This window comes from Serratia sp. TSA_130.1 (assembly GCF_052691795.1).
Genome location: NZ_JBQZFS010000007.1, coordinates 124,515 through 146,182, shown reverse-complemented (window position 1 = coordinate 146,182; position 21,668 = coordinate 124,515). Strand labels below are relative to the sequence as shown.

The 21,668-nt window shown below is 60.1% G+C and carries 23 protein-coding genes; 1 reads left to right on the top strand and 22 read right to left on the bottom strand.

Annotated features, from left to right (window positions below):
- Window positions 1–29 precede the first annotated feature (29 nt).
- From der to trmJ, 20 genes are all read right to left on the bottom strand, one after another.
- A complete protein-coding gene (gene der / locus ACUTQY_RS20970; protein WP_004941442.1) occupies window positions 30–1,520 on the bottom strand; it encodes a ribosome biogenesis GTPase Der in 1,491 nt (496 codons plus the stop codon).
- 255 nt (window positions 1,521–1,775) lie between these two features.
- The gene (gene bamB / locus ACUTQY_RS20965; protein WP_046687651.1) at window positions 1,776–2,957 is read right to left on the bottom strand and encodes an outer membrane protein assembly factor BamB; all 1,182 of its coding nucleotides are present in this window, start codon (window positions 2,955–2,957) and stop codon (window positions 1,776–1,778) included.
- 11 nt (window positions 2,958–2,968) lie between these two features.
- Window positions 2,969–3,589, bottom strand: coding sequence for a YfgM family protein (locus tag ACUTQY_RS20960; protein ID WP_046687652.1), 621 nt, complete (start codon window positions 3,587–3,589; stop codon window positions 2,969–2,971).
- Window positions 3,590–3,602: 13 nt separating this feature from the next.
- Window positions 3,603–4,877: a histidine--tRNA ligase gene (hisS, locus tag ACUTQY_RS20955; protein ID WP_046687653.1), complete on the bottom strand. Its 1,275-nt coding sequence runs from the start codon at window positions 4,875–4,877 to the stop codon at window positions 3,603–3,605.
- A gap of 139 nt (window positions 4,878–5,016) precedes the next feature.
- Window positions 5,017–6,138, bottom strand: coding sequence for a flavodoxin-dependent (E)-4-hydroxy-3-methylbut-2-enyl-diphosphate synthase (gene ispG / locus ACUTQY_RS20950; protein WP_016929756.1), 1,122 nt, complete (start codon window positions 6,136–6,138; stop codon window positions 5,017–5,019).
- Between the two features lie 47 nt (window positions 6,139–6,185).
- Entirely contained in the window at window positions 6,186–7,160 is a 975-nt protein-coding gene (gene rodZ, locus ACUTQY_RS20945; RefSeq protein ID WP_033644090.1) for a cytoskeleton protein RodZ, read from the bottom strand.
- On the bottom strand, window positions 7,150–7,899 hold the full coding sequence (pilW, locus tag ACUTQY_RS20940; RefSeq protein ID WP_046688530.1) for a type IV pilus biogenesis/stability protein PilW: 750 nt from the start codon (window positions 7,897–7,899) through the stop codon (window positions 7,150–7,152). Before pilW ends, rodZ begins: the two co-directional genes overlap by 11 nt.
- 98 nt (window positions 7,900–7,997) lie before the next feature.
- Window positions 7,998–9,194: a bifunctional tRNA (adenosine(37)-C2)-methyltransferase TrmG/ribosomal RNA large subunit methyltransferase RlmN gene (locus ACUTQY_RS20935; RefSeq protein WP_004941426.1), complete on the bottom strand. Its 1,197-nt coding sequence runs from the start codon at window positions 9,192–9,194 to the stop codon at window positions 7,998–8,000.
- 237 nt (window positions 9,195–9,431) lie between these two features.
- On the bottom strand, window positions 9,432–9,857 hold the full coding sequence (gene ndk / locus ACUTQY_RS20930) for a nucleoside-diphosphate kinase (RefSeq protein ID WP_004941424.1): 426 nt from the start codon (window positions 9,855–9,857) through the stop codon (window positions 9,432–9,434).
- Window positions 9,858–10,018: 161 nt separating this feature from the next.
- Window positions 10,019–10,849 (bottom strand): enhanced serine sensitivity protein SseB, encoded by an 831-nt coding sequence (gene sseB / locus ACUTQY_RS20925; RefSeq protein ID WP_342188145.1) that lies wholly within the window; start codon window positions 10,847–10,849, stop codon window positions 10,019–10,021.
- An 89-nt stretch (window positions 10,850–10,938) separates the two neighbouring features.
- Entirely contained in the window at window positions 10,939–12,234 is a 1,296-nt protein-coding gene (gene pepB / locus ACUTQY_RS20920; RefSeq protein WP_046687654.1) for an aminopeptidase PepB, read from the bottom strand.
- Window positions 12,235–12,457: 223 nt separating this feature from the next.
- A complete protein-coding gene (gene iscX / locus ACUTQY_RS20915; protein ID WP_006327336.1) occupies window positions 12,458–12,658 on the bottom strand; it encodes a Fe-S cluster assembly protein IscX in 201 nt (66 codons plus the stop codon).
- Between the two features lie 32 nt (window positions 12,659–12,690).
- Window positions 12,691–13,026: an ISC system 2Fe-2S type ferredoxin gene (fdx, locus tag ACUTQY_RS20910; RefSeq protein ID WP_004941417.1), complete on the bottom strand. Its 336-nt coding sequence runs from the start codon at window positions 13,024–13,026 to the stop codon at window positions 12,691–12,693.
- A 2-nt stretch (window positions 13,027–13,028) separates the two neighbouring features.
- Window positions 13,029–14,879, bottom strand: coding sequence for a Fe-S protein assembly chaperone HscA (gene hscA, locus ACUTQY_RS20905; RefSeq protein ID WP_046687655.1), 1,851 nt, complete (start codon window positions 14,877–14,879; stop codon window positions 13,029–13,031).
- A gap of 32 nt (window positions 14,880–14,911) precedes the next feature.
- Window positions 14,912–15,433: a co-chaperone HscB gene (gene hscB, locus ACUTQY_RS20900; RefSeq protein WP_025303915.1), complete on the bottom strand. Its 522-nt coding sequence runs from the start codon at window positions 15,431–15,433 to the stop codon at window positions 14,912–14,914.
- Between the two features lie 62 nt (window positions 15,434–15,495).
- Window positions 15,496–15,819 (bottom strand): iron-sulfur cluster assembly protein IscA, encoded by a 324-nt coding sequence (gene iscA, locus ACUTQY_RS20895; protein ID WP_004941410.1) that lies wholly within the window; start codon window positions 15,817–15,819, stop codon window positions 15,496–15,498.
- A gap of 54 nt (window positions 15,820–15,873) precedes the next feature.
- A complete protein-coding gene (gene iscU / locus ACUTQY_RS20890; RefSeq protein WP_033635600.1) occupies window positions 15,874–16,260 on the bottom strand; it encodes a Fe-S cluster assembly scaffold IscU in 387 nt (128 codons plus the stop codon).
- Window positions 16,261–16,284: 24 nt separating this feature from the next.
- Window positions 16,285–17,499 (bottom strand): cysteine desulfurase, encoded by a 1,215-nt coding sequence (gene iscS, locus ACUTQY_RS20885; RefSeq protein ID WP_015378780.1) that lies wholly within the window; start codon window positions 17,497–17,499, stop codon window positions 16,285–16,287.
- Between the two features lie 54 nt (window positions 17,500–17,553).
- Window positions 17,554–18,048 carry a Fe-S cluster assembly transcriptional regulator IscR gene (gene iscR / locus ACUTQY_RS20880; protein WP_004941404.1) on the bottom strand — a complete coding sequence of 165 codons (495 nt, stop codon included), beginning with the start codon at window positions 18,046–18,048 and terminating at the stop codon, window positions 17,554–17,556.
- A 193-nt stretch (window positions 18,049–18,241) separates the two neighbouring features.
- On the bottom strand, window positions 18,242–18,976 hold the full coding sequence (gene trmJ / locus ACUTQY_RS20875) for a tRNA (cytosine(32)/uridine(32)-2'-O)-methyltransferase TrmJ (RefSeq protein WP_025303916.1): 735 nt from the start codon (window positions 18,974–18,976) through the stop codon (window positions 18,242–18,244).
- 119 nt (window positions 18,977–19,095) lie between these two features.
- Between trmJ and suhB the strand changes: the two genes are divergently transcribed.
- A complete protein-coding gene (gene suhB, locus ACUTQY_RS20870; protein ID WP_046687656.1) occupies window positions 19,096–19,899 on the top strand; it encodes an inositol-1-monophosphatase in 804 nt (267 codons plus the stop codon).
- Window positions 19,900–19,954: 55 nt separating this feature from the next.
- On the opposite strand, the gene ACUTQY_RS20865 is transcribed toward suhB, so the two are convergent.
- Both ACUTQY_RS20865 and ACUTQY_RS20860 read right to left on the bottom strand, forming a co-directional pair.
- Entirely contained in the window at window positions 19,955–20,977 is a 1,023-nt protein-coding gene (locus ACUTQY_RS20865; protein WP_033651571.1) for a nickel/cobalt transporter, read from the bottom strand.
- The gene (locus ACUTQY_RS20860) at window positions 20,968–21,603 is read right to left on the bottom strand and encodes a DUF1007 family protein (RefSeq protein WP_046687657.1); all 636 of its coding nucleotides are present in this window, start codon (window positions 21,601–21,603) and stop codon (window positions 20,968–20,970) included. Before ACUTQY_RS20860 ends, ACUTQY_RS20865 begins: the two co-directional genes overlap by 10 nt.
- Window positions 21,604–21,668: the final 65 nt, after the last annotated feature.

Sequence of the window (21,668 nt, the reverse complement as noted above, 5' to 3'; positions counted from 1 at the left end):
GGCATCACTGCCGCGCCCCTCATGAGCGATTACTTGCTCTTTTTCAGGTGGCTCATCAGGCGTTTGCGCTTACGCATCTGGGTCGGCGTCAGCAGGTTGCGTTTGCCGGCGAACGGGTTGTCGCCCTCTTTGAACTGGATGCGGATCGGCGTCCCCATCACGTTCAGCGAGCGACGGAAGTAGTTCATCAGGTAGCGCTTGTACGAATCGGCCAGATCGCTGACCTGGTTGCCGTGGATCACCACGATCGGCGGGTTGTAACCGCCGGCGTGGGCGTATTTCAGCTTCACGCGGCGGCCGCGCACCAACGGCGGCTGGTGATCGTCAACCGCCATCTGCATGATTTTGGTCAGCATCGAGGTGTTTACGCGACGGGTTGCGCACTCGTAGGCTTCCTGTACCGATTCGAACAGGTTGCCGACGCCGCTGCCGTGCAGGGCGGAAATAAAGTGCACGCGCGCGAAGTCGACGAAGCCCAGACGCAGATCGAGCATCTCTTTCACGTGCTCGCGATCTTCTTCGCTCATGCCGTCCCACTTGTTGACCGCAATCACCAGTGAGCGCCCACTATTGAGGATAAAGCCGAGCAGCGAGAGGTCCTGATCGGAGATGCCTTCACGCGCGTCGATCACCAGCAGCACCACGTTGGCGTCTTCAATCGCCTGCAGGGTCTTGATCACCGAGAATTTCTCGACGGTTTCGGTCACCTTGCCGCGTTTGCGCACCCCGGCGGTGTCGATCAGCACGTATTCGCGTTCGTCACGCACCATCGGAATGTAGATGCTGTCGCGGGTAGTGCCCGGCATGTCGTACACCACCACGCGCTCCTCGCCGAGGATACGGTTAGTGAGCGTAGACTTACCTACGTTCGGGCGGCCGACGATCGCCAGTTTGATCGGCAGATCCTGCGGATTGAACGCTTCTTCCGGCTCTTCGTCTTCTTCGCCTTCCAGCGTTTCGCCGTTTTGCTCGGCCCAGTAAGCGGCGTTGGCCTCTTCCTCGGTCAGCTCGACGTCTTCCGGTTTTTCCGGCACGAACGGCACCAGCACGTGTTCAATCAGCTGGGTCACGCCGCGGCCGTGAGAAGCGGCGATAGCGAACACTTCACCCAGACCGAGCGAGTAGAAATCGGCGGTGGCGGTGTCCGGATCCAGACCATCGGTCTTGTTGGCCACCAGGAAAGTCGCCTTCTGGCGGCTGCGCAGGTGCTGGGCGATGCCCTGATCCGCCGGCATCAGGCCGGCGCGGGCGTCGACCATGAACAGCACGATGTCCGCTTCTTCGATCGCCAGCAGCGACTGACCGGCCATGCGCGTTTCGACGCCGTCTTCGGTGCCGTCGATGCCGCCGGTATCGACGATGATAAATTCATTGCCTTCGATTTCAGCACGACCATACTTGCGGTCACGCGTCAGCCCCGGGAAATCCGCCACCAGCGCATCGCGCGTATGGGTTAAACGGTTGAACAAGGTGGATTTACCCACATTCGGGCGCCCGACCAGCGCGACGACAGGTATCATTGTTGAAGCCTCATTACTTAATAATCAATGCGTTACTGCACTGTGGATAGACACCAGCGGTGCAGCTTATAAAATACGAAACGGCCCCTGAACATTCAGGAGCCGTTTTCCCCTTCATCTTTCGCGCCACAGCGGCGTTGTCTGCGCACCTTCGCCTCGGTCACTTAGCTCACTAAGCTCCCGAGGACTCATGCGCTTGCCGCCTGGCTGCAACCCGAAATCATTCGGGTGCAAGAAGGGTTACGACGAGCGGCGTTAGCGGGTGAAAGCGTAAACTTTCCCGCCGCGAGCCTGGATGACCAGCTTGTCGCCGGCCACCATCGGCGCAGACAGGAAGCCGGAGCTGTCCACTTCCTGCTGGGCGACAAAACGGCCATCGGTGGTGTTGACCCAGTGCAGATAGCCTTCGGCGTCACCGGTCACCAGATAACCATTATACATCACCGGCGGCGTCAGGTTGCGGTGCAGCAGATCGCTTTGCGTCCACACGGTCACGCCGCCTTCGGTGCTGAGCGCCACCACGCGATCGTTCTGGTCGATCAGGTAGATGCGGCCCGCGTCGACGATGAAATCATTCACCGAACCCAGCTCGCGTTTCCAGATGATCTGACCGGAACGCAGATCCAGCGCCGTCAGGTTGCCGTTGTAACCCAGCGCGTAGACCACGCCGTCAACGATCACCGGCGTGGTGTCCACGTCGTTCAGGCGATCGATTTCGGTCGCGCCGCTCGGCTGAGAAATGCGCTGTTGCCAGATCAGCTGGCCCTGCTGCATCAGCACGGCGCTGACGCGGCCGTTGTCACCGCCGACGATGGCGGCGCCAAAGGCGACGGCCGGCGCGGATTCACCGCGCAGCGACAGCGAAGGCATATCCAGGTTAACCGTCCACTTCACCGCGCCGTCGGCTTCGTTCAGCGCCTGCAGCATGCCGTTGGAGGTATGCACCAACACCATGCCGTCGCTGACAACCGGACGGGAGATCGCTTCGCCGGCCACTTTGGTCTGCCAGGCGATGGCGCCGTCGGCGGTGTTCAATGCGTAAACCACCGCTTTTTCGCTGCCGACGTAAACCTTGTCACCCGCAACCGTCAGGCCGCCCGACAGCAGCGCAGACAGGTTGCTGGAGAAGAAGCCGGTCTTCTCGGAAAGATTGACCTTCCACTTCTCGTTGCCGCTGTCGGCATCCATCGCTTTCACGATGCCGAAGCGATCGGCGGCGTAAATGGTGCTGTCCTGATAGGCCGGACGCAGGTGGGAGTAATACTCACCGATACCGTCGCCCACCGAGGTGCTCCACGCCTTGTTCGGCGTAAACTGATTTTCAACTTTCGGCAACGGCGACATGGTAACCACGTCTTCTTCGCTGTTAAACAGCGAGCAACCACTCAGCAAGGCAGCGGAAACCAGTCCGACCAAGAGTGTTTTACGCAATTGCATGGGAATTCCCCTTAGCTGGACAAGTTATTCAATTTCATGCGCAGCAGAACCTGCAGCGCTTGAGAAGCGTTGGACTCAATGCCTTTGCTGTAAGCTTCGCGCGCGCCCTTGGCGTCGCCCTTCGCCAGCAGCACATCGCCGCGCACATCCTGCATCATCGCCGCCCAGCCTTCGCCTTTCACGCCATCCAGCGTTTTCAGCGCTTCATCCAGCTTTTTCTCCTGCAGCTGGACGCGCGCCAGACGCAGGTCGATCATCGCCAACAGGTTGTCGTCTTTGGTCTGGCCCTGCGCCAGCGCCAATTGTTGTTCCGCCTTGGCGAAATCATTCTGTTCGACAAAGTGCTTGGCCAACTGCAGCGCGGCCAGTACGCCGTAGCTGTTGCCGTTGGCCTGGACAAATTTCTCTGCGGCAGCCACGTCATCCGGCTTGCCGGCCGCCAGACGATCGCTGGTTTCCTGATAGGATTGCGATGCCGCCATCATGTTGGAGTTTTCATGGCTCTGCCAGTAACGCCAGCCAACCAGGGCACCAATTCCGAGCACCACGCCCACCGCCAGCGCTTTGCCGTTCTCGGCAAAGAACCGACGCAGTGCGTCGACTTGTTCGTTTTCAGTGGTATAGACTTCCACGGTGTCCTTCTCCTTAACCTAACATCAAAGCCAGACGCGCAGCGACTTCGCTTTGCGCCAGCGTTTCTTGTTCACCACTGCGCAGGTCTTTCACCACCACCTGCTGCTCCGCCACTTCGCTCTCGCCCAGGATCAGCGCGATGCGCGCGCCCCATTTGTCCGCACGGGTGATCTGCTTCTTGAAGTTGCCGCCGCCGTAGTTGGTCATCAGCTTCAGCTGCGGCGCCGCGTCGCGCACCTGTTCAGCCAGCCGCATCGCCGCGCTCTGGGTGCCCGCGCCGGAAGAGATGACGTAGACGTCGATAGCCGACGGCGCCTTGAATTCCGGGTTGACCGCCTGCACCAGCAGCACCAGACGCTCCAGGCCCATGGCGAAACCGACCGCCGGGGTGGCGCGGCCGCCCAACTGCTCGACCAGACCGTCGTAACGGCCGCCCGCGCAGACGGTGCCCTGCGCGCCCAGGCTGGTGGTCACCCACTCAAACACGGTGCGGTTGTAGTAATCCAGACCGCGCACCAGGCGCTCGTTAACGGTATATGGGATACCTGCCTGCGCCAAAAGTTCACACAGACCGGCGAAGTGAGCACGGGATTCTTCATCCAGGTACTCGGACAGGCGCGGCGCGTCGTTCAACAGCGCCTGCACCTCAGGATTCTTGGAATCCAGCACGCGCAGCGGGTTGCTGTACATGCGGCGTTTGCAGTCTTCGTCCAGCACCTCGACGTGCTGCTCCAGGAACGCCACCAGCGCGTCGCGGTAGTTGGCGCGCGCCTCCAGAGAACCGATGGAGTTCAGCTCCAGCTTGACGTGCTCGGCGATGCCCAGCGCTTTCCACCAGCGGGCCGTCAGCAGGATCAGCTCGGCGTCGATGTCCGGGCCTTGCAGGCCGAACACTTCCGCGCCCAGCTGATGGAACTGACGGTAGCGGCCCTTCTGCGGGCGCTCGTAGCGGAACATCGGGCCGATGTACCACAGACGCTGTTCCTGATTGTACAGCAGACCATGTTCGATGCCGGCGCGCACGCAGCCAGCCGTCCCTTCCGGACGCAGCGTCAGGCTTTCGCCGTTGCGGTCTTCGAAGGTATACATCTCTTTTTCCACGACGTCGGTCACTTCGCCGATCGCGCGTTTGAATAACGGGGTCTGCTCTACAATCGGCAACCGGATTTCGCTGTAACCGTAGCCGCCCAGCACCTGCTTGAGGGTGCCTTCAATACGCTGCCATAATGCCGTTTCTTCCGGCAGGTAGTCGTTCATGCCGCGGATGGCTTGAATGTTCTTTGCCACGTGAGTTCTCTGTCCGTTGTCTGTAAAAATGAACCTGATTATAGGGACTTTGCCGCCCGGTATTCAACGCGGATGCGGTTTTCCGCCCTTCAGGTGCATAAACAAGCGGGCCAACAGGCCCGCCGTGTAGCGATAACGCTTATTTTTCCAGCAGATTGACCGTGATACGGTTGCTTTCGTCCATCATCGCGGCCTTGGCGCGAATCTTCGCTTCCAGCTGGTCGATCATCTGTTCGTTGTCGAAACGCTCTTTCTGGCGCACGCCGTCTTCGTAGAAGCCGCTCTTCTTGTGGCCGCCGGTCACGCCCATGGTGGACACCAGCGCTTCGCCCGGGCCGTTCACCACGCAACCGATGATCGAGACGTCCATCGGCGTGATGATGTCTTCCAGGCGCTGCTCCAGCGCGTTCACCGTGCCGATCACGTCGAACTCCTGACGCGAACAGGTCGGGCAGGCGATGAAGTTGATGCCGCGCGCGCGGATGCGCAGCGACTTCAGAATGTCGAAACCGACCTTCACCTCTTCGACCGGATCCGCCGCCAGCGAGATGCGCAGGGTATCGCCGATACCTTCAGACAGCAGCATGCCCAGGCCGATGGCCGATTTGACCGACCCGCTGCGCGCGCCGCCAGCTTCGGTGATGCCCAGATGCAGCGGCTGATCAATGCGCGACGCCAGCAGACGGTAGGATTGCACCGCCAGGAACACGTCCGACGCCTTGACGCTGACCTTGAACTGGTCGAAGTTGAGGCGATCGAGGATATCCACGTGGCGCATGGCGGATTCCAGCAGCGCTTCCGGCGTAGGTTCGCCGTACTTTTCCTGCAGATCTTTCTCCAGCGAACCGCCGTTGACGCCGATGCGAATCGGGATGTTCTTGTCGCGGGCGCAGTCCACCACCGAGCGAATGCGCGATTCGTTGCCGATGTTGCCCGGGTTGATGCGCAGGCAGTCCACGCCGTATTCGGCAACCTGCAGCGCGATGCGATAATCGAAGTGGATATCGGCGACCAGCGGCACGTTGACCTGCTGCTTGATCAGCTTGAACGCCTCGGCGGCGTCCATGGTAGGAACCGAAACGCGGACGATGTCGACGCCCACGCGCTCCAGCGCTTTAATCTGATTAACCGTTGCTTCAACATCGGTGGTACGGGTGTTGGTCATCGACTGCACGGCAATCGGCGCGCCATCACCAATAGGCACCTTGCCGACGTAAATGCGTGTAGATTTTCGACGGTTGATGGGCGCTTGGTTATGCATTACTTACTCTCCATTGCTGCTCTGACATCACGACCGGGGCCGCGCGATTACTGCGCGGCGACGGTCAGGCGAGCAACACGGTTTGACTTAACGAACCGGCTCAAATCAACCGGTTTACCCTGATACTGGATCTGTACTGCCGCCGGCGCGCCGATGGTCAGTTTGTACGGCGCAGTGCCGGTCAGGTTCAGCTTGCCGCCCTGCTTCTGGGTACCGCTGAACAGCGTTTTACCGCTCGCGTCGGTCACCTGCAGCCAGCAGTCGGCGGAGAAATCCATCACCAGCGCGTTCGGATCGGCCGCCGGCGCAGCCACGCCCGCATCGGCGGTCGGCAGCGGCGATTGCGCCGCCGGCGCGGTTTCCGGCAGGGTGGTCTGGCTTGGCGACACCACGGCAGGCTGTTGCTGAGCCGCGCCCGGCGTCTGGGCGGTCGCCGCCGGCGCCTGAGCCGCTGCGCCGGTATCGGCCGGCGCGGCGCTGTTGTCGGTCAACGGCACGTTGGTGCCGGCGTCGGCGTTGCCGTCCGTCAGCGGCACGGACTGCCCTTCGTTATTCTGTGAAAGCTGCGCGGAGGATTGATCGGCCATGGTGGCGATCTCTTCCTGCTGCGCCTTGTGGTTTTGCCACCACCAGGCGCCGGTCAGGCCAATCACCACGAACACGATAAGCCAGGTGAAGCTCATCAGCCAGCCGTCGCGTTTCTTGCGGCGCTTGCCCAGCGAGAAGCTTTGCATCGGCGCCACTTTCGCCATCTTCAACGGCGCCTGCTTGGCCAGCATCGGCAGCAGTTCGTCTTCCGGCAAATGCACCAGCTTGGCGTAGGAACGGATGTAGCCGCGCACGAAGGTGGACGCGAGGTCAGCGGACACGCTGTCTTCCTCGATATCGCGCACGGTGGACATTTTGAGACACAGGCGTTCTGCAACGGCCTGTTGGCTCAGCCCGAGTTGCTCACGGGCCTGACGCAGGCGCTGGCCCGTCGTCATGGATACGGTTTTATCTTGGGAGGCTTCAGTATTCATTAGCTAAGAACTGCTGGTACTGTTTGGATTGTGGAAAACTTCGCGCTAACTGCTTGCCATAGCGTTGAACGCTATCCTGACGGCCGGCTAACGCGGCGAAACGAATCTGTAACCATAAGCTGCTGGCGCTAGCCGGCAGAACATGCTGATAAACATCCAATAAAAGTTGCGACTGGGCGCGCTTCCCTTCTCCAAATTGCTTTTCGGCCTCCACCAACAGCGGAGCGCCTTTGTCCGGATCGACTTTCAGCGCGCGGCTCAACAGCGTGCGCGCTTCATCGTTTTGTCCGGCCTTGAGAAAACAGTAACCTGCGTTTTCCAGGCTGTCGGCGACCTGACCATAATCGGGCGCCAGCGCCGCAGCGCTAAACTGCTGTTGCGCCGGTACATACTGCCCTAAACCGCAAAGAAACGCACCGTAATTATTCAATACGGTGCCATTGCCTGGCGCAAGTTTGAGCGCTTGCCGATAACGCTGTTCGGCCGCGGCGTTTTCACCGTTCCGCTGCGCGTAGAGCGCCATGCCCAACTGCGTGCGGTAATCCTGCGGGGCCGCGTCCAGGGCCTTTTCCAGGTTCTGGCGCGCGGCGTCCATGTCGCCTTGCTGCAGGTACTCCAGGCCCAGTTGCAACCGCGTCTGGCCCGCCTCAGAGACTTGTGCTTCCTTTTCCGGCGCTGAACCGGAACACCCGGCCAATAATCCGGCCGCCAGCCACACACCCCACAGTTTCAGCTTCATGCCCGCATTCATTTCCTTATCGGCCGTCAGCTAACGCCCATTAGCGTGAATATTTCGCATAACAGGCTGTTAGATAACAAAAAATGGTGCTATAGGATTCAGACCGCCCGTACGTTGATAGGTTCCCCGGCCATTTTCTTTTTCAGGGTACGCTTGGTACGGTCGATCACTTCACCCGCCAGTTGCCCGCAGGCGGCGTCGATATCGTCACCACGGGTTTTACGAACAATAGTCGTAAAGCCGTATTCCATCAACACCTTGGAGAAACGATCCACCCGGCTGTTGGAGCTGCGGCCGTAGGGGGCGCCCGGGAACGGGTTCCATGGGATCAGGTTGATCTTGCACGGCGTGTCTTTCAGCACTTCCGCCAGCTGATGCGCATCGTCGGTGCTGTCGTTGATATGATCCAGCATCACGTACTCGACGGTGACGCGCCCCTGGTTGGCGTTGGATTTCTCCAGGTAGCGACGCACCGCGGACAGGAAGGTCTCGATGTTGTACTTGCGGTTGATCGGCACGATCTCATCGCGGATGGTGTCATTAGGCGCGTGCAGCGAAATGGCCAGCGCCACGTCGATCATGTCGCCCAGCTTGTCCAGCGCCGGCACCACGCCGGAGGTAGACAGGGTCACGCGGCGTTTGGACAGGCCAAAGCCGAAGTCGTCCAGCATGATTTCCATCGCCGGCACCACGTTGTTCAGGTTGAGCAGCGGTTCGCCCATGCCCATCATCACCACGTTGGTGATCGGGCGTTGGCCGGTCACCTTCAGCGCGCCGATGATTTTCGCCGCGCGCCACACCTGGCCGATGATTTCCGACACGCGCAGGTTGCGGTTGAAGCCCTGCTGCGCCGTCGAACAGAATTTGCACTCCAGCGCACAACCCACCTGCGAGGAGACGCACAGCGTCGCGCGGTCGGCTTCCGGGATGTACACGGTTTCGACCTGCTGATCGCCCACCTTGATCGCCCATTTGATGGTGCCGTCGGCCGAGCGCTGTTCTTCCGCCACCTCCGGCGCGCGGATTTCCGCCACGCGCTGCAGCTTGCCGCGCAGGACTTTGTTGATGTCGGTCATCTGCTCGAAATCGTCGCAGCAGTAGTGATAAATCCACTTCATCACCTGATCGGCGCGGAACGGTTTCTCGCCCATTTCGGCGAAGAACTCGCGCATTTGCTGGCGGTTCAGATCCAGCAGGTTGATTTTGGCCGCAGCCGGTTGCTCCACGTTAACGGAGGGGGTAGTCAGCGAATTATTTTCAGACACGGTGTGCTCAGACGTGATGGGTTCTAACATAATGATCTCTGGCCTCGTTATTACACGTTATGGCGCTAAAGAATGGACAGTAAGTTGTGCATTTCAGCCCGCGAGATTCGGGTGGCGGCACTAAAAACACGCCCCTGACAAGTCGTCTTATCAGGGGCGCGGCATTGTACAAATTTTAGTAGCGGGTTTCTATGGCTGAAAGGCATTCAGGGCATTTTTATTGTTTCAGCCGGTGAATGCCTGGCTATCAGCTCAGAAACGGCACGATTAACGTGCGCAGATTTCGCTTTCGTTGAAGAAGTAAGCGATTTCACGCTGTGCGGATTCAACGGAGTCGGAACCGTGAACGGCGTTAGCGGTGAAGCTGTCCGCGTAGTCGGCGCGCAGGGTGCCGGCCAGTGCGTTGTCCGGGTTGGTTGCGCCCATGATGTCGCGGTTGCGCTGCACGGCGTTTTCAGATTCCAGAACCTGCACCATGATTGGGCCGGAGGTCATGAACTCTACCAGACCGTCGAAGAATGGGCGGCCTTTGTGCTCAGCGTAGAAGCCTTCAGCTTGCTCGCGAGTCAGACGCAGCATTTTAGCGGCGATGATTTTGAAACCGGCGCGCTCGAAACGCGCGTAGATAGCGCCGATGTCGTTGTTGGCTACAGCGTTTGGTTTAACGATGGAAAAGGTACGTTCTACGGTCATGATGGCCTCTGTATGACTTCCAAAACAGGCCGGTCTGCAATGTTGCCGGCCTTCTCAAGTGGCGCAGATTATATGTGCGCCGTTAACGCTTGCCTACGGGAAAATCAACATTTCATTAAAAAAATATGATCTTCCTGCGGCATTTCCGACCACGCGCCGCGTTACTGGGTCTTGTCGGTGGACGGGATCAAATTGCGCAGCCAGCTGCCCCAGCGGCGCTGATAAAACGGCTGCGTATGGGCGATCAGGTAGTGGCTGATGCCGCGCTCTTTCTCCGACACCAGGCAGAAATCGACCGGTTCGTCATTCGGCGCCGTTTCGCTGGCGACGCTGCCGGCCTCGTTGATCAACGCCTCGATCTCCGCCGGTTCTGCATCCACTTCCAGCCCGATCAGCAGATTCGGCTTCTCGTCCGCCGCCTGGTCGTGCATCAGCGCCAGAAACGCGCGGCGCACCGGTTTGCGCTGGCTGAACAGCGTGATCAGCGCATCCACCATCGCCGACGGGTACTCTTCGGGCTGCCCCAACAGGATTTGGGTCTCTTTGTCGACGTAATGCTCAACCGGTTTGACGACGCCACCGGTCGCCAGCAGCATCGCCACCTCTTCCGGGTAGAACTCTTTGCCGTATTCCGCCTTCGGGTTGAGGAACAAATCCGCGCCCTGGGTGATTTCAAACAGCACCCGCGCCGGCATGGCGATGAACGGCTGTTCGTCCTCAACGGCCTTCTGCAACGCTTCCAGCGAGGTGAAGAACGGAATGATGCTGCCGCCGTCCTGCTTTTCCCAATGCTGGATATTGACCGGCGTATCCGCGTTCAGCGTGATGTCGCCGTCCTGCTGCACCTGCTCGCTGTCGCCGAGGATCAGCACCGTGGCGTCGAGCAGTTCACGGAAGAACGCCGGACGGTGGGCCGGCTCCGTCACCGCCAGCTTCAGCAGGCGTTCAAGCTCGTTCTCGCTCGGGGCGGCATCGTGATGATGGGAACTCATGGCAAACTCCAGGGATCAAATAGCGAGGCCCAGCATGCTGGGCCCCGAAGATAATGCGCATTCTAGCGCCCGACGCGGCGGGCGTTCAATTATTTGGCTTTGCTCAGCAACAGATTGGCCAGGGTGCGCACGCCCAGCCCGGTCGCGCCGGCCGACCACTGATCCACCGCGCCTTTGCGGTAGGTGGCGGAACAGTCGATGTGCAACCAGCCTTGCTGGTAGTTCTTAACGAAATGCGACAGGAAGGCCGCCGCGGTGCTGGCGCCGGCGGTGTAGGCCGGGCCGGCCACGTTGTTCAGCTCGGCGAAGTTGGACGGCAGCTGGCTGCGGTGGAACTCGGCCAGCGGCAGACGCCAGAACGGCTCGTGCTCGGCGGCGGCGCTGCTCAGCAGTTCCTGTGCCAGCGCATCGTCGAAGCTGAACAGGGCGTGGTAGTCGTTGCCTACCGCGGTTTTGGCCGCGCCGGTCAGGGTCGCGCAGTCGATAATCAGCTGCGGATTCTGCTCAGAAGCGTCGATCAGGCCGTCGGCCAGTACCAGGCGCCCTTCCGCATCGGTGTTCATCACCTCGACGGTTTTGCCGTTGCGGTAGCGAATGATGTCACCCAGTTTGAAGGCGTTGCCGCTGACCATGTTGTCGGCGCAGCACAGGTACAGCTTCACGCGCTGCTTCAGACCACGCGCCGCCGCCAGCGCCAGGGCGCCGGTGATGGTGGCCGCACCGCCCATGTCAGCCTTCATCGAATCCATAAAGGCGCTCTGTTTCAGGCTATAACCGCCGGTATCGAAGGTGATGCCCTTGCCGACCAGGCAAGCGAACACCGGCGCGTCCGGGTTACCGGTCGGGTTGAAGTCCAGCGCCAGCAGCACCGGCGGGCGCTCGGAGCCGCGGCCGACGGTGTGGATGCCGGCATAGTTCTGCTCACGCAGATCTTCGCCCTTGGTGATGCGGTAGCTGACGGCATCGCAGCCGACGTCGCACATCAGATCGACGGCGCGGGTCGCCAGTTGCTCCGGCCCCAGCTCTTCCGCCGGCATGTTGATGGTGTCGCGCACCCAGTCGACGATCTTCAGGCGCTGATCCAGCTCCTGACGCGCGGCTTCCGGCAGTTCGGCCCATTCGACGTTGCGCTGCCCTTTCGGCCCGCGATAGCCTTGCCAGAACGCCCAGCTGTTTTCCAAATCCCAACCGTCGCCGGCCAGCTTGACGTTTTTGATGCCCTGGCCGTCAATTTTGCGGCCCGCGCGCTGGATCGCGCCCAGCTTGTCGGCGCCGGTCAGGTGGATGGTCATCCCTTCGCCGTTGGTGCTCAGCAGCGCTTTCTCGCCCCAGCGGGCGTCGGCAGGTTGTTGCGACAGCGTGACCTGCATGAATTCTGTTGTCATAGCCTTCTTACTCCGGATGTTCCCTTTATTATTTCATTAGGGCTTTATTGCATACCCTATGGATTTCAAATTGCAGCTAGGCGCCCAGCGATCTCATCCCCAGGAGCTTACTCAGGTAAGTGACTGGGGTGTGATCGTGCAGGTAACAACGCTGCGGTTTGAAAGACGACGGGTATGTCGGATACAAAATAAACGGGCCGCCCATGGCAGCCCGTTACGCTATTTACTCCGCTTCATCTAACCAGACCAGCAGGATCGCTTCCAGTATTTTTTCGTTGGAAGCCTGCGGATCGTCGTCGAACTCTTCCAGATCGCAGATCCACTGATGCATGTCGGTAAAACGCACGGTTTTCGGATCGGTGTCCGGGTATTGGTCGTACAGGGCTTCGCCGATTTCACGGCTGTCGGTCCACTTCAGTCCCATTATGATCTCCGGGTTGACGCTGCGGCTAACAATTAATGCTCACGCGCGTGGTTGACGGTGTAGCGCGGCATTTCGACCACCAGATCTTCGTCGGCGACCAGCGCCTGGCAGCTCAGACGGCTTTCCGGCTCCAGCCCCCACGCTTTGTCCAGCATGTCGTCTTCCAGCTCGCTGCTCTCTTCCAGCGAATCGAAGCCTTCACGCACGATGCAGTGGCAGGTGGTGCAGGCGCAGGATTTCTCGCAGGCATGCTCGATTTCAATGCCGTTGCGCAGCGCAACGTTGAGGATCGACTCCCCTTTTTCGGCTTCCAGAACCGCCCCTTCCGGGCACAGATCTTGATGGGGCAGGAAAACAATTTTAGGCATGGTTAAACCTCATCCACAGAATGGCCAGCCAGCGCGCGGCGAATGGAAGCGTCCATGCGGCGCGCGGCAAAATCTTGCGTTTGTGCATCTAATGTTTTGATGGCGTCTTCGATAGCGGCGGGATCTTCACCCTGCGCCGCCTGCTGCAACGCCTGGGTCGCGGCGGCGATCGCCTGGCTTTCCGCCTCGCTCAGCAGCGCCGCGTCGGTGGCCAGCGCGCCCTGCAGGCTTTCCAGCACCCGCGCGGCTTCCACGCGTTGCTCCGCCAGCTTGCGCGCGCCCACGTCGCTTTGCGCGTTGGCCATCGAATCTTTGATCATGCCGGCGATTTCGCCGTCCGACAGGCCGTACGACGGCTTGACCTGGATCGAGGCTTCCACGCCGGTGGATTTCTCCATCGCGGTGACGCTCAGCAGACCATCGGCATCCACCTGGAAGGTGACGCGAATGTGCGCGCCCCCGGCAGGCAATGGCGGCAGGCCGCGCAGCGTGAAGCGCGCCAGCGAACGGCAATCCTGCACCAGCTCGCGCTCGCCCTGCAGCACGTGGATCATCATCGCGCTCTGGCCATCTTTAAAGGTGGTGAACTCCTGCGCGCGCGCCACCGGAATGGTGGTGTTGCGCGGGATCACTTTCTCCACCAGACCGCCCATGGTTTCGAGGCCCAGCGACAGCGGGATCACGTCCAGCAGCAGCATGTCGCTGTCCGGCTTGTTGCCCACCAGAATGTCGGCCTGGATCGCGGCGCCGATGGCGACCACTTTATCCGGATCGATAGACGTCAGCGGCGTGCGGCCGAAGAAGGCGCCCACCTGCTCACGCACCAGCGGCACGCGGGTGGAACCGCCGACCATCACCGCTTCCAGCACCTCGTCGGCGGCGACGCCGGCATCTTTCAGCGCGCGGCGGCAGGCCATCAGCGTACGTTTCACCAGCGGAGCGATCAGCGCTTCGAACTGGGCGCGGGTCACCTCGCCCTGCCAGCCGGCTACCTCAACGCACACGCTGTCGGCATCGCTCAACGCGATTTTGGCGGCGATGGCGGCGTCCAGCAGTTGGCGCTGCACACCGTGATCGCTGCGATCGGCCACGCCGGCCTGGTCGCGCAACCAGTCGGCCAGCAGGTGATCGAAATCGTCGCCGCCCAGCGCGGAATCGCCGCCGGTGGCCAGCACTTCGAACACGCCGCGGCTGAGGCGCAGAATGGAGATATCAAAGGTGCCGCCGCCCAGATCGTAAACCGCGATCACCCCTTCCTGGCCAGAATCCAGCCCGTAGGCAATCGCCGCCGCGGTCGGCTCATTCAGCAGGCGCAGGACGTGCAGGCCGGCCAGACGCGCCGCGTCTTTGGTGCCCTGGCGCTGCGCGTCGTCGAAGTAAGCGGGAACGGTAATCACGACGCCATCCAGCTCGCCTTCCAGCGCCGCTTGCGCGCGCGCGGACAGAGCCCGCAGGATATCGGCGGAGACGCCAACCGGGTTAACCGGGCCGGCGGCGGTGACGATCAGCGGCAGGCCGTTGTCGCTGGCCTGAAATTGATACGGCAGGTTCGGGTAACGTTGCTGCACGTCCGCCAACGAACGGCCCATCATGCGTTTGATGGAGCTGACGGTATTGGCCGGATCCTGCGCCGCCTGTTGGCGCGCCTCCCAGCCGACGCGCTGCGCGTCCGCCTGATAATGCACCACCGAAGGCAGCAAATGGCGTCCCTGATCGTCGGCCAGCGTTTCCGCTTGCCCACTGCGCACCGTGGCGACCAACGAGTTGGTGGTGCCTAAGTCGATGCCAGCGGCCAGACGTCGCTGGTGCGGCGCGGCGCTGAGGCCAGGCTCACTAATTTGTAATAAGGCCATGTTGAAGCTTCCACAATCAGAATCAGAAGGTGTTACTCAAAACCCAGCAGTTTTTCTTCGAGTTGTTCAACCTGTTGCTGGAGTTTGTCCAAAAAGCGCAGCTTGCGCACGGTGTCGGCGGCATCCGCCCACTGTTCACTGTCCAACTGCTGCAGCATCAGCGCGCTGCGCTGCTTGATGGAGGAGGCCAGCCGCGCGCCGAAATCGGCCAGCAGGCTTTCCGCTTCCGGCTTGCGCTCAATGGCGTCGAGCTCTTCGCGCAGCTCCAGCTGTTCCATCAGAAACGCGGTGTCGCGCATCGTATGCTGTTCGTTGCCCAGATCGAAGCCGTGCAAAGATAGCATATACTCCGCGCGTTTTAACGGGTGCTTCAGCGACTGGTAAGCTTCATTGATGGTCGCCGCCTGCTGCAACGCCATCAGGCGTTCGCGCTCCGGCTGGTTGGCGAAACGATCGGGGTGAAATTGGCGCTGCAGATCCTGGAAGCGGGACGCAAGCAGGCTGCCGTCCACGGTGTAGCGAACTGGCAGCCCGAATAAAGTAAAGTAATCCATAGCGTGCTCTGGGCGTTAGCGGATGAAGTTCCCCCGCCGAAACGGGGGAGCACGATGGACTGTCAGACGTTGAAACTCTCGCCGCAGCCGCATTCGCTTGAGACGTTCGGGTTGTTGAACTTGAAGCCTTCGTTCAGGCCTTCCTTAACGAAATCAAGCTCGGTGCCGTCAAGGTAGACCAGGCTCTTGCCGTCGATGATCACCTTGATGCCTTTGTCTTCAAACACGATGTCGTCATCGTTGGCTTCGTCAACAAATTCCAGCACGTAGGCCATCCCGGAGCAGCCGGAAGTTCGCACTCCCAGACGCAGGCCGAGACCCTTGCCGCGGTTCGTCAAAAACGCCTGAACACGCTGCGCAGCGCTGTCGCTCATGGTAATAGACATCACAACCTCACACTTCAAATCAAAGCCCGGCGCGGCCGGGCCGACTCAGACAAATTACTCGGCGCTATGCTTGCTCTTATAGTCGGCAATCGCTGCTTTGATGGCGTCTTCAGCCAGGATCGAGCAGTGAATTTTGACCGGCGGCAATTCCAGCTCTTCGGCGATCTGGGTGTTTTTGATCGCTTCAGCCTGATCGAGCGACTTGCCTTTCATCCATTCGGTCACCAGCGAGCTGGAGGCGATGGCGGAACCGCAGCCGTAAGTTTTAAAGCGCGCGTCTTCGATGATGCCTTCATCGTTAACCTTGATTTGCAGCTTCATCACGTCGCCGCAAGCCGGTGCCCCTACCATGCCGCTGCCGACGGTAGGATCTTCGTTGTCGAAAGAACCCACGTTACGCGGGTTTTCATAATGATCGATTACTTTTTCGCTGTAAGCCATGACCTTGCTCCTGAAACCTGAGAATTAATGATGCGCCCATTCGATGCTGTTGATGTCCACGCCCTGCTTGAACATCTCCCACAGCGGGGACAGATCGCGCAGACGGCCGATGGATTTACGCACCAGTTGAATGGTGTAGTCGATCTCTTCTTCCGTGGTGAAACGCCCCAGGGAGAAACGGATCGAGCTGTGCGCCAATTCATCGCTCATGCCCAGCGCGCGCAGCACGTAGGACGGCTCGAGGCTGGCGGAGGTACAGGCTGAACCGGAAGAAACGGCCAGGTCTTTCAGCGCCATGATCAGCGACTCGCCTTCAACGTAGTTGAAGCTGACGTTCAGGATGTTCGGTGCGCCGTGCTCCAGATCGCCGTTCAGATACACTTCTTCCATATCTTTCACGCCGTTCCACAGACGATCGCGCAGGGTGCGCAGACGCGCCATCTCTTCGGTCATCTCTTCTTTGGCGATGCGGTAAGCTTCGCCCATGCCGACGATCTGGTGGACAGGCAGGGTGCCGGAACGCATGCCGCGCTCGTGACCGCCGCCGTGTACCTGCGCTTCGATGCGGATGCGCGGCTTGCGGCGCACATACAGCGCGCCGATGCCTTTCGGGCCATAGATTTTGTGGCCGGAGAACGACATCAGGTCGACTTTCAGCTTGCTCAGATCGATAGGCAGTTTGCCCACGCTCTGGGTGGCGTCAACGTGGTAGATGATACCGCGCGCGCGGCACATTTCGCCGATCGCTTCGATGTCCTGCACCACGCCGATTTCGTTATTGACGTGCATGATGGAGACCAGAATGGTGTCATCGCGCATCGCCGCTTCGAGATCCTGCAGGCTGATGATGCCGTTGCTCTGCGGCGCCAGGTAGGTCACTTCAAACCCTTCGCGCTCCAGCTGACGGCAAGTGTCGAGCACGGCTTTGTGTTCGGTTTTGCTGGTGATGATGTGCTTGCCTTTTTTCTGGTAGAAATTGGCAGCGCCTTTTATCGCCAGGTTGTCGGATTCGGTCGCCCCGGAGGTGAAGACGATTTCGCGCGGATCGGCGCCCACCAGTTCGGCGATTTGGTTACGGGCGATGTCTACCGCCTCTTCCGCCTGCCAACCGAAACGGTGGGAACGGGAAGCCGGGTTGCCGAAAGTGCCGTCCAGGGTCAAAAACTGCATCATCTTCTCAGCAACGCGCGGGTCAACCGGCGTCGTTGCTGAGTAATCCAGATAAATCGGTAATTTCATTGCTCTTGTGCTCCGTACATCACTTCCAAAAACTAAAATAATTTCGCCAGCTGCTTATGCGCGCAGATTAACGTTGATAGTTTCTTGCGGACGACCGTTGGCCGTGCGGCGCGTATCGTTGTTTTGACGATCCGCCACCACCAGCACTTCCTGGTTGTTGACCAGTTCAGCCAGCGTAATGTTGTTCAGGAACCCGCTGATGCGCTCGCTCAGATCGCGCCACAGGGCGTGGGTCAAGCAGCGATCGCCGCCCTGACAGCCTTCTTTGCCCTGGCAACGGGTTGCATCTACCGATTCATCGACGGCAGTGATGACAGCGCCAACGGCGATCTCACCCGCGTCTTTACCCAGCAGATAACCACCGCCCGGACCGCGCACGCTGGCCACCAGGCCATTCTTGCGCAGACGGGAGAATAATTGTTCCAGATAAGAGAGCGAAATACCCTGGCGTTCGGAAATGTCCGCCAGTGGCACCGGCCCTTCCTGGGAATGCAGCGCTACGTCGAGCATAGCGGTTACGGCATAACGGCCTTTGGATGTCAGTCTCATAGCTCAATGGTTACCTGTTGGTCAAATATGGCCGAAAGTCTGACATTCCTGAGTAAAACAGTCAACTATTTAACCTAGTAATTAACTCAAGTATTAGCACGTTTTGAACTTAGCAAGAACAAAGGTATATAAAATACATGTTATAACCTTTGGATAACTAATACTATTGTCACCCACCGTTATGCCACATCAATTAATTACCTTGATGTTTATCCTGTTTCTCGATCGACGTCAGCATGCCGCGCAGGATATTCAGCTCCTGCCCTTCCGGGCGCGCGCGGGTGAACAGCCGGCGCAGGCGGCTCATCACCTGGCCCGGATGGGACGGGCGAATAAAACCGGTGCGCTGCAGCGTCTGCTCCAGGTGCTGATAAAAACGCTCGAGGTCATCCACCAGCGGATACGGCGTCTCTTCCAGCTGCGGCGCGCCCGCCTGTTGGCGATCGAGGTAAGCCACGCGCACTTCATACGCCAGGATCTGCACCGCCATCGCCAGGTTCAGCGAGCTGTAGTCCGGGTTGGCCGGAATGGCGACGTGGTAGTGGCACTTCTGCAATTCATCGTTGGTCAGTCCGACGCGTTCGCGGCCGAACACCAGCGCCACCGGCGCGTGTTCGCCTTCGTGCACCGCGCGCACGCCGCATTCACGCGGCTCCAGCATCGGCCACGGCAAGGTGCGAGAACGTGCGCTGGTGCCCACCACCAGGCTACAGCCGGCGATGGCGTCATCGAGGGTATCGACGATGGTGGCGTTGCCGATCACGTCGCTGGCGCCGGCGGCCAGGGCGATGGCCTGAGAATCGGGTTTGATCAGCGGATTAACCAGATAAAGGTTGGTTAAACCCATGGTTTTCATGGCTCTGGCGGTCGAGCCCATGTTGCCGGTATGTGAAGTCTCTACCAGAACAATGCGGATATTGTGCAGCATACAAACTCTGAGCGTGGCGGAAAATCGCAGCATCTTAACACAGCCGTAGGCAATTTGCCGAACAGCTGCTATACTTCGCGCCGTTTCCTGTTCTTTAACATCCTAGTTGGAAGATACCCATGCATCCGATGCTGACTATCGCCGTGCGCGCTGCGCGCAAGGCCGGTAACCTGATTGCCAAAAACTACGAAACCCCGGACGCTGTAGAAGCGAGCCAGAAAGGGACCAATGACTTCGTCACCAACGTCGATCGCGATGCAGAGCATCTGATCATCGACGTCATCCGCAAGTCTTATCCGCAACACAGTATCGTGAGCGAAGAACGCGGTGAGCTGATCGGCGAAGATCGCGATGTGCAATGGGTGATCGATCCACTGGATGGCACTGCAAACTTCATCAAACGTTTCCCTCATTTCTCCGTTTCCATCGCCGTACGCATCAAAGGCCGCACTGAAGTGGCCGTGGTTTACGATCCGATGCGCAACGAACTGTTCACCGCCACGCGCGGTCAGGGCGCCCAGCTCAACGGTTACCGTCTGCGCGGCACCAACGCCAAAGATCTGGATGGCACCATCCTGGCGACCGGCTTCCCGTTCAAAGTCAAACAGCACGCCACGCCTTACATCAACATCGTCGGCAAGCTGTTCACCCAGTGCGCGGACTTCCGCCGCACCGGTTCCGCAGCGCTGGATCTGGCCTATGTGGCCGCCGGCCGCGTAGACGGTTTCTTCGAAATCAGCCTGAAGCCGTGGGACTTCGCCGCGGGCGAACTGCTGGTGCGTGAATCCGGCGGCCTGGTCACCGACTTCGTCGGCGGCCACAACCACTTCAGCTCCGGCAACGTGGTAGCAGGCAACCCGCGCGTCGTGAAAGCCATGCTGGCCACCATGCGCGAAGAACTGAGCGAAGCGCTGAAGCGTTAATCGCCAGAAGCGAATCGAAAAAAGCGCTGCCGATGCAGCGCTTTTTTTATGCCCGTTAGCGGGAGAAGGGGCGGATGCCGCCGCCGAATTCCGGCTGCGCGCTGACGTACAGCAACAGCCCGGCGGCCAACAGGATCAGGCCCCCGGCCAGCGCCAACGATCCCCAGGCCACCGCGCTCCAGGCGGCGGGCGCACGCGAGCGGCTAAGGCGCACCGCCAGCCGTCGGCTGTAATGCACCAGCAGCGCCAGCATGGAGATGGTCAACGACGTGCCGAACGCCATCGCCAGCGCGGAGATCACTCCCCAGCCGAACACGCCGATCACCTTAGAGAACAGCAGCACCAAAATCGCCCCCGAACAGGGACGCATGCCCATCGCCAGCACGATGGCGGTCTGGGTGCGCCAATCGCTTCCCGCCTGCAGCTCGCTGTCGCTCGGCAGATGCCGGTGGCCGCAGCCGCAATCGGCGCTGTGCACATGCTCCGCCGCCAGCGGCGTCAGGCTGTTAATGCGCAGCGCCGGCGCCGGGCGCATCGCCTTGATCGCCGCAAACAGACGTTTCAGCGCGCGCCAACTCAGCAACACGCCAAGCAACATCACCAAAATAAAGCTGCCCTTCTCCAGCCAGAAGCTGCTTTGGTGAAGCTGGCGCGAAGAGAGCTGCAATACCACCAGCATCAGCGTAACCAGCGCGATCGCCACCCCGCCCTGCACCAGCGAAGCGGCGAAGGTCAGCTTCAGGCTGCTTTTCAGCCGCGCCGGGTGAGTGGCCAGATAGGTGGCGATCACCACTTTGCCGTGGCCGGGGCCGAGCGCATGCAAAACGCCATAGCCGAGGCTGAACAGCGTCAGCGCCAACCCTGCCTGCTGCGGCGCGGCCTTCACCTGCTGCAACAACCCCGCCATCTGCTGGTGCAGCGCTTTTTGCCATACCACGCTCTGCATCAGCAGCTGCGGCCAATAGTGCCACGCCAGCAGCGCGGCGGCCGCCAGCGCCAGCGTGAACGGCAGCAGCGGCCACAGGCCGAAAGCCCAGTGGCGCCGGTTTATCGTCGGTTGCGAGAGATTCAGCGACATTGCAGCGTCACCCGCTGGGCGAACTGCTGCCCCAGCGCCAGGTCTTCACCGGGCGAGTCGTTCTTGTCGAGCGACAGCGCATAGGCCTGCAGCGACGCATTCGGCTTCGGCGTCATCAGCTTGTAGCTGCACTGCTGCGCCATCTCCGGCGGCAAATGCAGCGCATTTTGGTCTTTATAGGTCATATCCACGAAATAAGTCGGATCGTAAGTAGAAAGCTCGAACGGCTTGCCCGCCAGCGGCTGCGGCTCGGCCAACGGCAGCACGAACTCCAGTACCGCCTGGTTGCCCTGGCGCGACAGGTGATATTCGCTGGGCAAGTTCAGGTATTTCACCGGCTTGCCGTCGCGGTAAAGGTCGGTGAAATAGTGCTGCCCCAGCACGTTGGCCATCACTTCCGCCGCCAGCTTTTTCCACACTTCCGAATCGCTCTTGGCGTTTTTCGCATCGTAGAGCAGATCCGCCGAGGTGATTTCATCCATCACCCACACCATTTTCAGGCCGACCAACCGCTGATCCTTGGCGACGAAGGTGGTGTTCATATCGATAAAGCTGTGCGGATGCGCGATCGCACCGGCGCTGAACACGGCGCCAAAGGCAGCCAAAAGTCGACGTAACTTCATCATTATCCTGCTTTACCTATATTTGTTATAACGTAACACAAATAAATGTCGAACGGCCCGCCTCTGCC